The 13,147-nt window shown below is 73.8% G+C and carries 10 protein-coding genes; 6 read left to right on the plus strand and 4 right to left on the minus strand.

From position 1 onward, the window contains the following. Positions 1-2: 2 nt before the first annotated feature. From ACH4RG_RS19215 to ACH4RG_RS19225, 3 genes are all read left to right on the plus strand, one after another. A complete protein-coding gene (locus ACH4RG_RS19215; RefSeq protein ID WP_398539874.1) occupies positions 3-3,950 on the plus strand; it encodes a DUF5682 family protein in 3,948 nt (1,315 codons plus the stop codon). Beyond that, positions 3,947-5,800 (plus strand): hypothetical protein, encoded by a 1,854-nt coding sequence (locus ACH4RG_RS19220; protein WP_397917571.1) that lies wholly within the window; start codon positions 3,947-3,949, stop codon positions 5,798-5,800. The genes ACH4RG_RS19215 and ACH4RG_RS19220 overlap by 4 nt, the downstream gene beginning before the upstream one ends. Before the next feature lie 111 nt (positions 5,801-5,911). Beyond that, positions 5,912-6,256, plus strand: coding sequence for an NIPSNAP family protein (locus ACH4RG_RS19225; protein WP_397917572.1), 345 nt, complete (start codon positions 5,912-5,914; stop codon positions 6,254-6,256). Here ACH4RG_RS19225 and ACH4RG_RS19230 read toward each other — a convergent pair. Continuing rightward, positions 6,244-6,960 (minus strand): DUF899 domain-containing protein, encoded by a 717-nt coding sequence (locus ACH4RG_RS19230; RefSeq protein WP_397917573.1) that lies wholly within the window; start codon positions 6,958-6,960, stop codon positions 6,244-6,246. The genes ACH4RG_RS19225 and ACH4RG_RS19230 overlap by 13 nt on opposite strands. A gap of 64 nt (positions 6,961-7,024) precedes the next feature. On the opposite strand from ACH4RG_RS19230, the gene ACH4RG_RS19235 reads away from it, so the two are divergent. Together ACH4RG_RS19235 and ACH4RG_RS19240 are read left to right on the plus strand one after the other, a co-directional pair. Then, positions 7,025-7,681 (plus strand): alpha/beta hydrolase, encoded by a 657-nt coding sequence (locus ACH4RG_RS19235; RefSeq protein ID WP_397918104.1) that lies wholly within the window; start codon positions 7,025-7,027, stop codon positions 7,679-7,681. Between the two features lie 90 nt (positions 7,682-7,771). Further along, complete coding sequence (locus tag ACH4RG_RS19240) at positions 7,772-9,838, plus strand: phosphocholine-specific phospholipase C (RefSeq protein ID WP_398539875.1); 2,067 nt, start codon at positions 7,772-7,774, stop codon at positions 9,836-9,838. Between the two features lie 96 nt (positions 9,839-9,934). Here the strand turns inward: ACH4RG_RS19240 and ACH4RG_RS19245 are convergent, their stop codons facing one another. The 3 genes from ACH4RG_RS19245 to ACH4RG_RS19255 all read right to left on the minus strand — a co-directional run bounded on the left by ACH4RG_RS19245 (position 9,935) and on the right by ACH4RG_RS19255 (position 12,555). Beyond that, entirely contained in the window at positions 9,935-10,831 is an 897-nt protein-coding gene (locus tag ACH4RG_RS19245) for a DUF2510 domain-containing protein (RefSeq protein ID WP_397918105.1), read from the minus strand. A 75-nt stretch (positions 10,832-10,906) separates the two neighbouring features. Continuing rightward, positions 10,907-11,599 (minus strand): response regulator, encoded by a 693-nt coding sequence (locus ACH4RG_RS19250; RefSeq protein WP_397917575.1) that lies wholly within the window; start codon positions 11,597-11,599, stop codon positions 10,907-10,909. Between the two features lie 2 nt (positions 11,600-11,601). Continuing rightward, positions 11,602-12,555, minus strand: coding sequence for a HAMP domain-containing sensor histidine kinase (locus ACH4RG_RS19255; protein ID WP_397917576.1), 954 nt, complete (start codon positions 12,553-12,555; stop codon positions 11,602-11,604). Positions 12,556-12,850: 295 nt separating this feature from the next. On the opposite strand from ACH4RG_RS19255, the gene ACH4RG_RS19260 reads away from it, so the two are divergent. Next, entirely contained in the window at positions 12,851-13,138 is a 288-nt protein-coding gene (locus tag ACH4RG_RS19260) for a DUF3040 domain-containing protein (protein ID WP_397917577.1), read from the plus strand. Positions 13,139-13,147 lie beyond the last annotated feature (9 nt).

Consider the following 13,147-nt stretch of genomic DNA (forward strand, 5'->3'; position numbering starts at 1 on the left):
GGATGAGCGAGTCGACCATCCCTGAGGGGCCGTCCACCTCGGAGGCCGCGGTGGCGGCCCTCGCGGCGACCGGCCCGGGGCAGCCGTTCCTGATCGGGGTGCGCCACCACGCGCCCTCGCTGGCGGCCGCCCTCCCGGCGCTGCTGGACGCGGCCGCCCCCGACATCCTCCTCGTCGAACTCCCCGCCGAGTTCCAGCCGTGGCTGGGCTGGCTCGCCCACGAGGAGACCGAGGCGCCGGTCGCGCTGGCCGCCGTGCCCGCGGACGGACCCGGCACCGGCCCGGCAGCGGAACGGGGTCCGGCCTTCTACCCGTTCGCCGACTTCTCGCCGGAGCTGGTCGCCCTGCGCTGGGCGGCGAGAAACGGGGTCCCGGCCGTGGCCTGCGATCTGCCGCTGGCCGACCGGGCGTGGGCGGGGGGCGGCACCGACACCCCCGCCCCGGTCCCCGACGCCGACCCCGCACCGGCGCCGGGGGAGGGGCACGGGCTGTCCGCCGCGCTCCGGTCCCGGCTCACCGGCCGCGAGGGCGACGACCTGTGGGACCGGCTGGTGGAGGCCCTCGCGCCCGGTTCGACACCCGAGGCGCTCCGCCGCGCCGCCCTGCTCACCGGCTGGGCACTGCGCTACGAGGCCGAGGCGCGGGGCGGTGTGCACGGCACGGACCTGGTGCGCGAGGCGTGCATGCGCCGCCATGTCGCCGAGGCCCTGGCGAGCGGGCGGCGGCCCGCCGTGGTGGTGGGAGCCTTCCACACCCCGGCACTGCTGCCGTCCGCCGCGGGGGGCCGCGCGCCGCACGCGCCGGAAGAGCCGGAAGAACCGAAAGCACCGGCAACGCCCGGAGCGGTGGCAGCGCCGGAAGCACCAGCAACGTCAAGAACGCCGGCAGCGCCGCAAGCGGCGGCAGGCACGGAAGCGCCGGACCGGGCCGCCGCGTCCGAGCCGGGCACGGACGGCCGCGGCCACCCGCACGGCACCGGCGGGACGACCCGCTGCACGGTCTCCCTCGTCCCGTACACGTACCCACTGCTCGACTCACGCTCCGGCTACCCGGCCGGCATCCGGGACCCGGAGTGGCAGCACACCGTCCTGGACGCGGCCGGGGACCCCGCGGCGCTGCACGAGGCGCTGATCCGCACCGCGGTCCGCGTCTGCGCCGCCCTCCGCGAACAGGGCCACCCCTACGGCCCGGCCGAGGGCCGCGAGGTCGTCCGGGTCGCCGGTGACCTGGCCCGCCTGCGCGGCCTGCCCGCCCCCGGCCGCGGTGAACTCCTGGAAGCCGTACAGACGGTGCTGGGGCGCGGAGAGACCTACGGCACGGGCCGCGCCGTCGCCTCAGCCCTCGAACGCGTACTGGTCGGCACCCGCACCGGACGCCCCGCACCCGCCGCGCCGCGCAGCGGTCTGGGCCCCGCCGTCGAGGCCCAGACCGTGGCGCTCGCGCTTCCCGGGCCGGAGGACGCGCACGAGAAGACACCGCGCGACCTCCGGCTGGACCCGGCGCGATCCACCCTGGACCGACGCCGCGAACTGCTGCTGCGCAGGCTGACGGTGTGCGGCATCCCCTACGCGCAGGAACAGGGGGTGGCCGGTGCGGTGGGCGGTGAAGGGCTGACGACGCGCTGGCAGGTGCGGTGGACCCCGGCGACGGCCGCGATGCTCACGGCGGCCGGGGCCCGCGGTGTCACCCCGGCCCAGGCTGCCGAGGGCGTGCTGCGGCAGCGGCACGCGGCCGAGCGCGCGGAGGGCGGCCCGACGGCCGCCCAGGTCGTCGGCGGCCTCGCGGAGGCGGCCGAGTGCGGACTCCCCGCCCTGGCCGACGAACGGCTGACGGAACTCGCCGCCGTACTCCCCGCCGGCGGGACCCTTCCCGAACTCCTCGCCGGGCTCGACCTGCTGGATCGCCTCGACGCCGGCCACTTGCCGGGGCCGGCCGCGCCCGACGGCTCCACGGCCCCGGACACCAGCGCCCGTGCCGCCCGTACCGCGCACGCGGCCGAACTGCTGACCTCTGCCGCGGTGCGCCAGGTCGACGGTCTGACCGGTTCCGAGGACCCCGAGGACGCGCGGGCGTTGCTCGAACTGGCCCAGCGGGCCGACCGGGTGGGCGGCATCCGGCTCACCGGCGCCCTCGCCCGGCTGGCCGCCGACGGCACCCCGCTGATCGCCGCGGCAGCCGGAGCGGTCAGGGTGCTCACGGGCCACGAGGAGGCCGAGTCCTTCGGCAGGCGCGTCGCCTCCTGGGTGGACGGCGCCGTGTGCAGCGCCTCCAGGGCCGCGCTCACCGCCCGCCTCACCGGCGTCCTGACGGTGGCGGGCCCGCTGCTGACGGTCGGCGTCGGCGCCCTGGACCCGTTGCTGCACCGGGTCGTCGAGCTGGACGACACCGCGTTCCTGGCCCGACTGCCGGCCCTGCGCGGTGGCTTCGACACCCTGAGCCCGGCCGCCCGGGACCGGCTGCTGGACACGGTCGAGGAGCGGCTCGGTGAACGGGTGGACACCCTCGACGTGGACGATCCGGCCGAGCTGGCCCGCCGGGCGACAGCCGACCTCGCCGCCCGCGAACTCCTGACCGGCCTCGGCCTGCCCGTCCCGCCACCCGCGCGGGACGACCGGGTCGCACCGTCCCCCGGCCGCCCCACCGCAACGAGCCCCACCGCCGCACCGGGCACCGGGGCCGCCACGACGTCCCCGCCCGCGACCGGGGCTGCCCTCGCCCCCGCACCCGGTACCGAAGCCGCCTCCGTACCCTCCGCCGAACGCACCCCCACACCTGACACCGCGCCCGCCGCCGCACCTCCCACCGGTTCCACCGAGGCCGCCGCCCCCGCGCGGACCCTCGCGCCCGCCGACCGCTGGCGGCTCGTACTCGGCCGCCGCGCCGATCAACTGCCGTCCGGCGCCGCCCGCCTGGCGACCGCTCTGGACGAGCTGTACGGCGCGGGGCACGGCGAGGGGTCCCGTGGCGGCCTGCCCGGTCACGGCGGCTCCGGACCGCGCGGCGGCCGGGAGCCGACGTTCCCCGGCGTCCGCGAGTGGTCCGAGGAACTGGCCGCGCTGTTCGGCCCCGGCGTCCGCGAGGAGGTCCTCGCCGCCGCGGCCGTGACAGGGCGACAGGACGTCCTCGCCGAACTCGACCCGGCGGCCGCCACTCCCTCAGTGGAACTGCTCCGGACGATCCTGCGGTACGCCGGCGGACTCCCCGAAGCCCGCCTCGCGGCGCTCCGGCCCCTGGTCCGCCACCTGGTCGACGAACTGACCCGGCAGCTCGCCACCCGGCTGCGCCCCGCCCTCACCGGCACGATGTCGGCCAGGCCCACCCGCCGCCCGGGCGGCAGGCTGGACCTGCCGCGCACCCTGCGGGCCAACCTGGCCACCGCCCGCCGCACGGCCGACGGAACGATCCAGGTGATCCCGGAGAGGCCCGTGTTCCGCAGCCGCGCCCGGCGGTCGGCCGACTGGCGCCTGATCCTGGTCACCGACGTCTCCGGATCCATGGAGTCGTCCACGATCTGGTCCGCGCTGACCGCTTCGGTGCTCGCCGGGGTGCCGACTCTGAGCACCCGTTTCCTGGCCTTCTCCACGGAGGTCGTCGACCTCACCGGCCATGTTCACGACCCCCTCTCCCTCCTGTTGGAGGTGAGCGTGGGCGGGGGCACGCACATCGCCGCCGGGCTGCGGCACGCCCGCCGTCTGATCGAGGTGCCCAGCCGCACCCTCGTCGTCGTCGTCAGCGACTTCGAGGAGGGCGCTCCCCTCGCCGGACTGCTGGCCGAGGTGCGGGCCCTGGTGACCACCGGCTGCCACGTCCTCGGGTGCGCGAGCCTCGACGACGCCGGCCGGCCCCGTTACTCGACCGGCGTCGCCGGGCAGCTCGTGGCCGCCGGCATGCCCGTGGCGGCCCTCAGCCCACTCGAACTGGCCCGTTGGATAGGGGAGAAGACCGCATGAACGACGACCGGTTGCCATCCGTCGCACCGGAGGTCACGGCCACGCTCGTGGAGGACCTCTCGCCCCGGCTGCGCAAGCGGCTGGACGCGGCGGTCACGAAGATCGGCGCCCGCCCGAAGCGCCGCGACGGGGACACCGTGACGATCGAGGTCGACGACGAGACCGAGTTGCGCCTGCACGCCCCGGGCGGCGTGGTGGCGACCACGGACGCCGTCACCTGCGGCTGTCTCCTCGCCCCGGCATGCGTCCACCGCGCGGCCGCCGCCTGCGCCGCCCCCGCGGCGGACCTGCCGCCGGAGCCCGTCGACCGGCCCACCGCGGAGGCCCTCGAACCCCCCTCGGCAGCGGACCCGGCCCGTACACCCGGCTCCGAGACCGGCCCGGTCCCCGCTCCCGCCCCCGCTTCCGCCCCCGACTCCGGCTCCCTGCCCGAGGTGGCGAGCCCGGCCCAGCGCGCCGCCGCCGGCGCCCTGTGGTCGGCGGGCGCCGCCGTGCTGGAGGCCGGAGTCGACGGGGCCGGCGCCGTCACCCAGTCGGCCCTTCTCCGCGCCGCGCACACCGCCCGGCTCAGGCAGCTGCCCCGTGCCGCGGCCGCCGCGCTGTCCGTCGTCACCCTGCTGCGCGCGGCCCGCGCGGGTGACCCGTCCTACCGCACGGCCGACCTCGTCACGGCCCTGGCCGAACTCCTCGGCACCGCGCACCGGGTGGGGACGACGTCCGGTACGGAGCTGGCCGCCGTCCGAGGCCGGGCCCGCCGCCCGTACAGCCCGGACGGCTCGCTGCGCCTGTACGGACTTTTCACCGAACCCGTGGTCACCGACTCGGGGCACGGCGGCGTCCGGACCTGGGTCGCCGCATCCGACGGCCGCCTCTTCACGGTCGGCGACGTGGCGCCCGGCGGCGCCGGACGCGCCCTGGGCGTGGCCGACCGGGCCGTGCGCCTGGGGGACAGCGCGCTCACCCACCGGGAGCTGGGCCGGGCCGGCCTGGCGGTCTCCGGGGCGACGGCGTCGCCGGACGGCAGACTGGGGGCCGGGAAGGGCGTCAAGGCCGTAACCGCCCGGGGTGCGGCATGGACGGAACCGCCGCTCGCCGTCCTGTGGGAGACACCGCCGTCCGAGCAGGCCGCCCGCGCCCTGCGGTCCACCGCCCGCTACGCGGACCCGGAGGGCCGTGGCAGTGACCTGCTCTTCCTGGACGTCGAACTCCTCGGTGCGGTAAGGGAGTCGGGCGGCTCCTGCCTGCTCGCGCGGTGCCAGGGCGGCGTGCTCGTCCGGCTCACCGTCGCCGACGACGACCCCGCGCTGGCCCATCGCGACAACGTGACGCTGCTGGCCGCGGCACCGGGGACGCGGCTGCGGATCATCGGCCGCCTGGTACCCGCGCCCCACCCCCGGCTCACCCTTCTCGCCTGCTCGCACCCCTCCGGCGAGGGCACGATCGACCTGGGCTTCGACCGCCTGCGCCGCGCCGACCTCCCCGACCCGAACGCCCCCGTGCACCCCGTTCAGCCCCGGCCCGGAGACTCCGGCGCGCAGTCGCCGCTGTACCTCCTGGAGCGCCGGGTGGAACAGACGGTCCCGGCGGGCCGTGCCGCCCTCGGCCTGCTCGGCGACGTCACCGCCGAGACCCGTCGGATCCGCCGCGCGGGTCTCCCCACGGCCGCCGGACTCCTCACCGCCCTGTGCGCATCGGCGGCCCGACGCGACCGCGATCCGTTCGGCCGCCTGCTCCCCGCCGACACCGACGGTTTCGCCTCCCACTGGCTGGCCGCCGCCCGCTACACGGCCGCCGTGGCCGAGTCCCTGTGCTCGGCGGCCTGGGAACCGGCGCGGGAGGGCGTTGCCTGAGGTCTGTCCGACGATCGTCACCGGGCCCGCCACCCCTGGCACCCCCGAGGCGTCGCGCGTGCCGACGTCCCCGCTCCCGAGGTCCGAACCGGCACACGGCATCATGCAGGCATGATCACCATTCACCTGAAGTACGAGATCGACGCCGACAAGCTCGAGGACTTCGAGGAGTACGGTCGCCGCTGGGTCCGTCTCGTCAACCGTTTCGGCGGAACGCACCACGGCTACTTCCTGCCGAGTGAGGGCGACAGCGACATCGCCTACGCCCTCTTCTCCTTTCCCGGCCTTGCCGCGTACGAGCAGTACCGCACGGACAGCATGTCCGACCCGGAGTGCCAGGAGGCGTTTCGGCTGGCCCGTGACACCCGCTGCATCAAGCGGTACGAACGCCGCTTCCTCCGGCCGCTCGACGACCTCTCCCAGCCGCGCCCGCAGGACGACCCTTACACGCCGTAGTCGTCGTGGTGGCGGACCCAGTCCATGATCCCGGCCTCCTCCTGGCGCCCGAGGGGGGTCAGGTCCAGGTAGTTGAAGGTGCCGTTGAGGAGATCGGTGCCACGCGAGTACGTCGAGTAGGTGTGAAACACCCGGTCGCCCTCGCGGAGGAAGACGCTCAGGCCGTGCTGCTCGCCGCTCAGGGCCCAGGACCCGACTCCGGCCTCCCGCAGCTCCTCCTTCGTGCGGAAGTTGAAGAGAACGGGCGTCACGGATTCGTCCATGGTGACGTGGAAATCGTAATTGAACGACGTGCCGTGGGAGGAAAACCAGGGAAAGGTCCACTCCATGCGTTCACGGAACTTCGTGATCCTCGCGAGAGGCGCGCGCGAGACCGCGGCGAATGATGTCCGGGCCGCGTGCAGATGCGCCAAGTGGCCGATGTTGTCGGCGAGGAGCGAACACCCGGTGCAGCCGGCCTCCCAGTCGGGTGCCAGCATGAAGTGGTAGACGATGAGCTGGCTGCGACCGTCGAACAGGTCGACGAGGCTTGCCGTGCCGTCCGGGCCGTCGAAGACGTACGGTTCGGTGACCTCCACCATGGGCAGGGCCCGGCGCCGTGCGCTGAGCGCGTCCCGTTCCCGGTCGAACTGCTTCTCCCGTGCCAGGAGTTCCTTCCGGGCCGCTAACCATTCTTCTCTCGACACGATCGCCGGACTGTTCATTCCTCGTCCTCGCTGTCGTCGTACATCTCCAGTTGTCGGAAGGTTACGTGAGGAGGCGGACGCTCTGTCTGTCGTACTGCTGGTTCATGGCCTGTACCACTGTCCCGCGCACTTCGACAGGGTGGCGGAACGCCTGCGGACCACGGGAATCGAGGTCGTCGTGCCCGAGCTCCACCGAGGCTCGCTGCCCGCCGACACCGCGGCGGTCCAGGCAGCCGTCGACGCCTTGGCCGAGCCTCCCCTCGTGCTCGGCCACTCTTACGGCGGGTCGGTGATCACCGGAGTGCGCGGAGCGGGACAGCTGGTCTATCTGGCGGCCTTCGTGCCGGACACCGGCGAAAGCGCGGCCACCCTCGGCGGGGCGTCGCCGCGACTCCAGGAGGCGATCAACCCCGAGCCCGACGGATCGACCAGCCTGCGTCCCGAGCTCGCCACCGAGGTCCTCTACAACGGCTGCTCCGAACCCCTCGCCGTCTGGGCGGCCGGCCTGCTCCGTCCGCAAGCCCCCGGCTGCGGACGAGGAGTCCCGCTTCATCACAGCTGGAAGGAGACACCGTCCACCTACGTCGTCTGCGGCCAGGACCGGGTCATCGATCCTGTTCTGCAACGGAAGATGGCCGCGCGGTGCACGGAGGTACGTGAGTGGCGGACGGGCCACTCCCCGTTCGTGGGGCACCCCGGTCTCCTCGCCGAACTCCTGGAGGAACTCACGCGGCGTTAACCGATCCGTCACGGCCTCTTCCGTTCTGTTCGATTCTCTTGGAACATCCTGTTCGCTCCTGTTCCCCACACTCCAAGAGGCCCCTCACTCATGGCTGATATGAATCGGCGCCGCTTCTTCCGAATAGCCGGTGCGACGGCGGGATTCGCCGCACTGTCGGGCAGCATCGACCGCGCCGCCGCCATCCCCGCCCACCGGGCCTCCGGGACGCTCCAGGATGTCGAACACATCGTCGTCCTGATGCAGGAGAACCGTTCCTTCGACCACTACTTCGGGGCGTTGAAAGGCGTGCGGGGGTTCGGGGACCCGCGGCCCGTGACGCTGCCGAGCGGGAAGTCCGTCTGGCATCAGGCCGACGCGACGGGCAAGGAGACCCTGCCGTTCCACCCGGCCGCCGACGACTTGGGGATGCAGTTCCTCCAGGGCCTCAACCACGACTGGGCGGGCGGCCACCAGGCATACAACGACGGGCGGTACGACCGCTGGGTCCCGGCCAAGACGCCGACGACGATGGCGTATCTGACCCGGGACGACATCCCCTTCCACTACGCGCTCGCCGACCGGTTCACCGTGTGCGACGCCTACCACTGCTCGTTCATCGGAGCCACCGACCCCAACCGCTACTACCTCTGGTCGGGGCACACCGGCAACGACGGCACCGGCGGCGGACCCGTCCTCGGCAACGAGGAGCGCGGCTACGGCTGGACGACGTACCCCGAACGACTGGAAGAGGCCGGGGTCTCCTGGAAGATCTACCAGGACATCGGCGACGGCCTGGACGGCCCCGGCGGCTGGGGCTGGATCGACGACGCCTACCGGGGCAACTACGGCGACAACTCGCTGCTCTACTTCGACAGGTACCGCGACGCCCAGCCCGGGAACCCGCTGTACGACAAGGCGCGCACCGGCACGGACGTGGCCGGCGGCGACGGCTACTTCGACGGCATCGCCGCCGACGTCCGGGCCGGAACACTGCCGCAGATCTCCTGGGTCGCCGCCCCGGAGGCCTTCACCGAGCACTCCAACTTCCCCTCCAACTACGGCGCCTGGTACATCGCGCGGCTGCTGGACGCGCTGACGTCCGACCCCGAGGTGTGGAGCCGGACAGCCCTGTTCATCACCTACGACGAGAACGACGGCTTCTTCGACCACGTCGTGCCGCCCTATCCGCCGACTTCCGCGGACCAGGGCCTGTCCACGGCCGACACCTCGACCGAGGTGTACGCGGGCGGCCCCTCGTACGGCCCCGGTGTCTACGGACTCGGGCCGCGCGTCCCGATGCTGGTCGTCTCGCCCTGGAGCACCGGCGGCTACGTCTGCTCCGAGACCTTCGACCACACCTCGGTGCTGCGGTTCATGGAGCAGCGCTTCGGCGTGCGCGAGCCGAACATCTCACCGTGGCGGCGTGCCGTCTGCGGCGACCTGACCTCCGCCTTCGACTTCGCCCGCACCGAGCCCGCCCCCGGCGACCTGCCGGACACCTCCGCCTACGAGCCCCCGGACCGCGAACGCCACCCCGACTACCGGCCCACCCCGCCCGCCGTCGGATCGCTGCCGCAGCAGGAACCGGGCAGCCGACCCGCCCGGCCGCTCCCGTACGCCCCGTACGTCGACGGCGCCGTCGACGCGGGCACCGGGAAGATCGCGCTCACCTTCAGCCCGGGCACGGCGGCCGGCGCGCAGTTCTACGTCACCTCCGGGAACCGGGCCGACGCCCCGTGGACGTACACCGCCCAGGCCGGCCGGACGGTGTCGGACGCCTGGAACTCCGCCTACTCCGGTGGTACCCACGACCTCACGGTCCACGGCCCCAACGGCTTCCTCCGTAGGTTCAGGAGCCCGGGTTTTACCGTCGGTCCCGAGGTCACCGCCCGCCACAACGACGGGAGCGGCAACCTCGACCTGACCCTCACCAACCCCGGCGAGACCACGGTCCGCCTCACGCTCGCCAACGCCGACGCCTACGGGGGAGCGGAGCAGTCGGTCGCCGTCCGGCCCGGCGCCACCGTGTCGCGCGCCATGGACCTGAGGGCGGGAAGGCGCTGGTACGACGTGTCCGTCACGGCCGAGGGCGACCCGGTCTTCCTGCGCCGCTTCGCCGGCCATGTCGAGACGTGGGCCGCCGGGGTCAGCGACCCGGCAACGGCCACGGGCTGACGCGACGGAGTGCCCGACAGCGAAACGGCGGGGCCCGGACCGTATCCGTGTATCCGGTCGGGGCCCCGCCGGTCACGCGACGCCGGGCGGGGCCGCTCAGACGGCTCCGCCGCCTCCTCCTCCGGCACCGGACGCGGCCTTGATCCCGCGGGTGATGTCGTCGAGGACGGACAGCTTCGGCGCGTCCTTGTTGACGTCGAACCCGGACCGGACCACGACGAGCATGTCCTTGGACGTGGGCGAGGGGAACACCAGCGATTCCACGTAGCCGTCGTCGCCCTTCTCCGTCACCACCTTCCAGCGCACGACATAGCCCTTGCCGCCCGCCACCGTGACGGCCTCGGACTTCAGCTCCTCGTGCGAGGAGATCTTCCCGTAGCTCTTACCGCCGTAGGACTCCTGCGCGTTGAGGGCGATGTCCTTCTTGGCCGCCTCCTCGGGCGTCCCCGCGGTGAGCTTCATGGCAGCCGCCGGGGCGGAGAACACCCCGCCGCGCACGCAGGTCTCGGCCGTGTCGCCGGGACACGCGTGCTCACCCGTCGTCAGTCCTGCGCCGACCGCCCCGGAGGTTCCCTTCCACCCCTGCGGAACCGGAATGCTGATCCCCGCGGCCAGGTCGGTGGCGAAGCCCGGCTCGGTCGGCGGGAGCTGTTCGCCGGGCCCCTGACCGTCACCGTTCTCCCCGCCGCCCTTTTCACCGTCCTTCTCGCCGTCGTCCGGTGCGCCCGGCGGATCAGGGACGGGGGACGGCGAGGAGGACGCCGTGCCGGGCCGGTCGCCGCCGTCCTCGCCCAGGAGATACACACCGCCCCCGATGGCGGCGAGCACCACCGCGCCCACCGTCACACCGACACCGACGCGGATCCCGCGACGGCGCGCCGCGCCGGGCGACGCGCGGACATGGCCGGTCCACTGCGCTCCGTCCCACCAGCGTTCCTGAGCGGGGCCATTGCCTGAGTACCCGGGGTCTGGATGCCAGCCGGGCGGGGTCATCTGGGTCACGGGGGCACCCTATGCGGACCGGGTGAGAATCACATGAACTGCCCGCGCCGCCCTCGATGCCGCGGATCAGGGTTCGATCAGCCCGGCGCGGATCGCGTAGCGGGTGAGCTCCAGGCGGTCGCGCAGACCGAGCTTCTGGAGCAGGTTGGCGCGGTGCCGTTCCACGGTCTTGACGCTGATGACGAGCAGGTCGGCGATCTCCTTGGAGGAGTGGCCCTCGGCGACCAGCTTGAGGATCTCCTCCTCGCGCTCCGTGATGGCCCGCGCCGGCAGGTCCTCGCCGTCCCTGGCCCGGTCGAGGAAGTTGCGGATGAGCGCGGTCACCGCGCCCGGGTAGAGGAACGGCTCGTCGCGCATCGCCGCCCGGCAGGCCTCCACCAGGTCCCGGTCGGCGACCGACTTGAGGACGTACCCGGCCGCCCCCGCCTTCAACGCCTCGAAGAAGTACTGCTCGTTGTCGTACATCGTGAGCATCAGGATCCGCAGGCCGGGCATGACCCGGGACAGCTCGCGCGCCGCCTGGAGGCCGGTCAGGCGGGGCATCGCGATATCCAGAATGACCAGATCGGGCCGTTCGGCGCGGGCCATCGCGATGGCCTCGGCGCCGTCGCCCGCCTCGGCGACGACCGTCAGGTCCGGTTCGCCGTCGAGGATCAGCCGGACGCCGCGACGCACGAGTGTGTGGTCGTCCGCCAGCAGGATGCGGGTCGGAGCGGTCGCGCCCCTGGAAGGTGTGGCGATGGACGGTGAGGTGGGCATGGTCACTTGCCTCCGTTCCGGACGGGCACATCGAGACGTACTTCGGTGCCGCCCTGCGGGCCGGAACCGAGGACGACCTCGGCGCCGATCAGCAGAGCGCGTTCGCGCATACCGCGCAGGCCCGCCCCCTCCGGGGCGTCCCCGAGGCCGCGGCCGTCGTCGCGGATGCGTAGTTCCACTCCGCCGGGGCTGCGCCGCAGCGACAGTTCGAGCCGGGTGGCGCGGGCGTGCCGGACGGTGTTGGTGAGGGCTTCCTGCGCGATCCGGTAGACGACCAGCTCGGCCTCGGCGCCCAACTCGGGCAGGTCCTTGCCCATCCGGCGGCGGATCGTCAGCCCGTCCGGCGTCGGGGTCTCCGTGACCAGCGCCGTCAGCGCGCTCACCAGGCCCAGTTCCTCCAGCACGCCGGGCCGCAGTCGGCGTGCGATCCGGCGGATCTCGTCGAGCGATCCCCGGGTGATCTCCTGGACCTGACGCAGCTCGCCGCGCAACGGCTCCGGGGCCTGGTCGGCGACCCGCTTCAGCTCCAGCAGAACCGCGGTCAGCGTCTGCCCGACCTCGTCGTGCAGCTCCTGCGCCACACGGCGGCGCTCGGCCTCCTGCGCGGAGAGCGCGCGGGCGCTGCTGGTGGCCCGCTCGGCCTCCAACCGGTCCAGCATCGTGTTGAACGTCTCGATCAGCGCGGCGATCTCACCGTGACCCGCGACCTCGGGCCGCGGGCTCGGACGCAGCAGATCGGTGGTCGTCATCGCGCGGGTGACGCGCTGGAGCGGGAAGAGACCGAGCCGGAGCAGGGCCGCGTTGGCCGCGAGCATGAAGGCGATCCCGCCGGTCAGGATCATGGCCTCGGTCAGCAGGACCGGGGCGGAGACGGTGATCGGTCCGAGCAGCAGCAGGGCGCCGGCCGCCACCAGCACGGCGGCGTTGAGCAGGAAGATCCGCCAGAACAGGGACAAGGTCGAACGGCTCCTTCCGAAGTCGGGTCCATGGGTGCGCTGTCAGCCTCTCCTATCGTCGCTGCCGCTGCGCGGGTGGCCGGCCGTCGCCGCCCGGACCCGCCACTCCGACACCCCACGCGCGCGCCCGGTCTGCATGGTGCGCACCCCCGGATATGGGTGCTGTCCCCGATGGTCCCGGAGCCCTGCCCCGACGACCATGAGGCCAGGGCTCCAGGGGGCCCCGCCCCGTGCCGCACCGCGGGGCCCTGGGCATCAGGAGCCGAGAGGGTTTCCGTACCGGGAGGGAGACACCATGCCGACGTACGACCAGCGGCTGCGTGACCTGGAGGAGCAGTTGCGTCACGACGATCCCGGGTTCGTCGAGGCCATGTCCGGCGGAACCCCGCGCACCCCGCGCGAGTACCGCCGCCGCAACGCCTGGGTGTGGCTCGCCGTCGGGCTCGCCGCACTGGGCACCGGTATCGCCGTGAGCCACGGTCTTCTGATCGCCGCCGGGCTGGTCGCCTCCGGAGCGGCGGCCCAGCTCTTCGACCCGCAGCGCGGACGTCTGCACGGGCGGGACATCCCCAGCGCCCCCTGACCCGCGCCC

Origin of the sequence: Streptomyces sp. NPDC021019 (genome assembly GCF_044333295.1) — a bacterium.
GTDB lineage: Bacteria > Actinomycetota > Actinomycetes > Streptomycetales > Streptomycetaceae > Streptomyces.

Excerpts from the sequence above, each read along its gene's own strand:
- ACH4RG_RS19215 (WP_398539874.1), top strand. The coding sequence starts at position 3 with ATGAGCGAGTCGACCATCCCTGAGGGGCCGTCCACCTCGGAGGCCGCG.
- ACH4RG_RS19220 (WP_397917571.1), top strand. The coding sequence starts at position 3,947 with ATGAACGACGACCGGTTGCCATCCGTCGCACCGGAGGTCACGGCCACG.
- ACH4RG_RS19225 (WP_397917572.1), top strand. The coding sequence starts at position 5,912 with ATGATCACCATTCACCTGAAGTACGAGATCGACGCCGACAAGCTCGAG.
- ACH4RG_RS19230 (WP_397917573.1), bottom strand. The coding sequence starts at position 6,960 with ATGAACAGTCCGGCGATCGTGTCGAGAGAAGAATGGTTAGCGGCCCGG.
- ACH4RG_RS19240 (WP_398539875.1), top strand. The coding sequence starts at position 7,772 with ATGGCTGATATGAATCGGCGCCGCTTCTTCCGAATAGCCGGTGCGACG.
- ACH4RG_RS19245 (WP_397918105.1), bottom strand. The coding sequence starts at position 10,831 with ATGACCCCGCCCGGCTGGCATCCAGACCCCGGGTACTCAGGCAATGGC.
- ACH4RG_RS19250 (WP_397917575.1), bottom strand. The coding sequence starts at position 11,599 with ATGCCCACCTCACCGTCCATCGCCACACCTTCCAGGGGCGCGACCGCT.
- ACH4RG_RS19260 (WP_397917577.1), top strand. The coding sequence starts at position 12,851 with ATGCCGACGTACGACCAGCGGCTGCGTGACCTGGAGGAGCAGTTGCGT.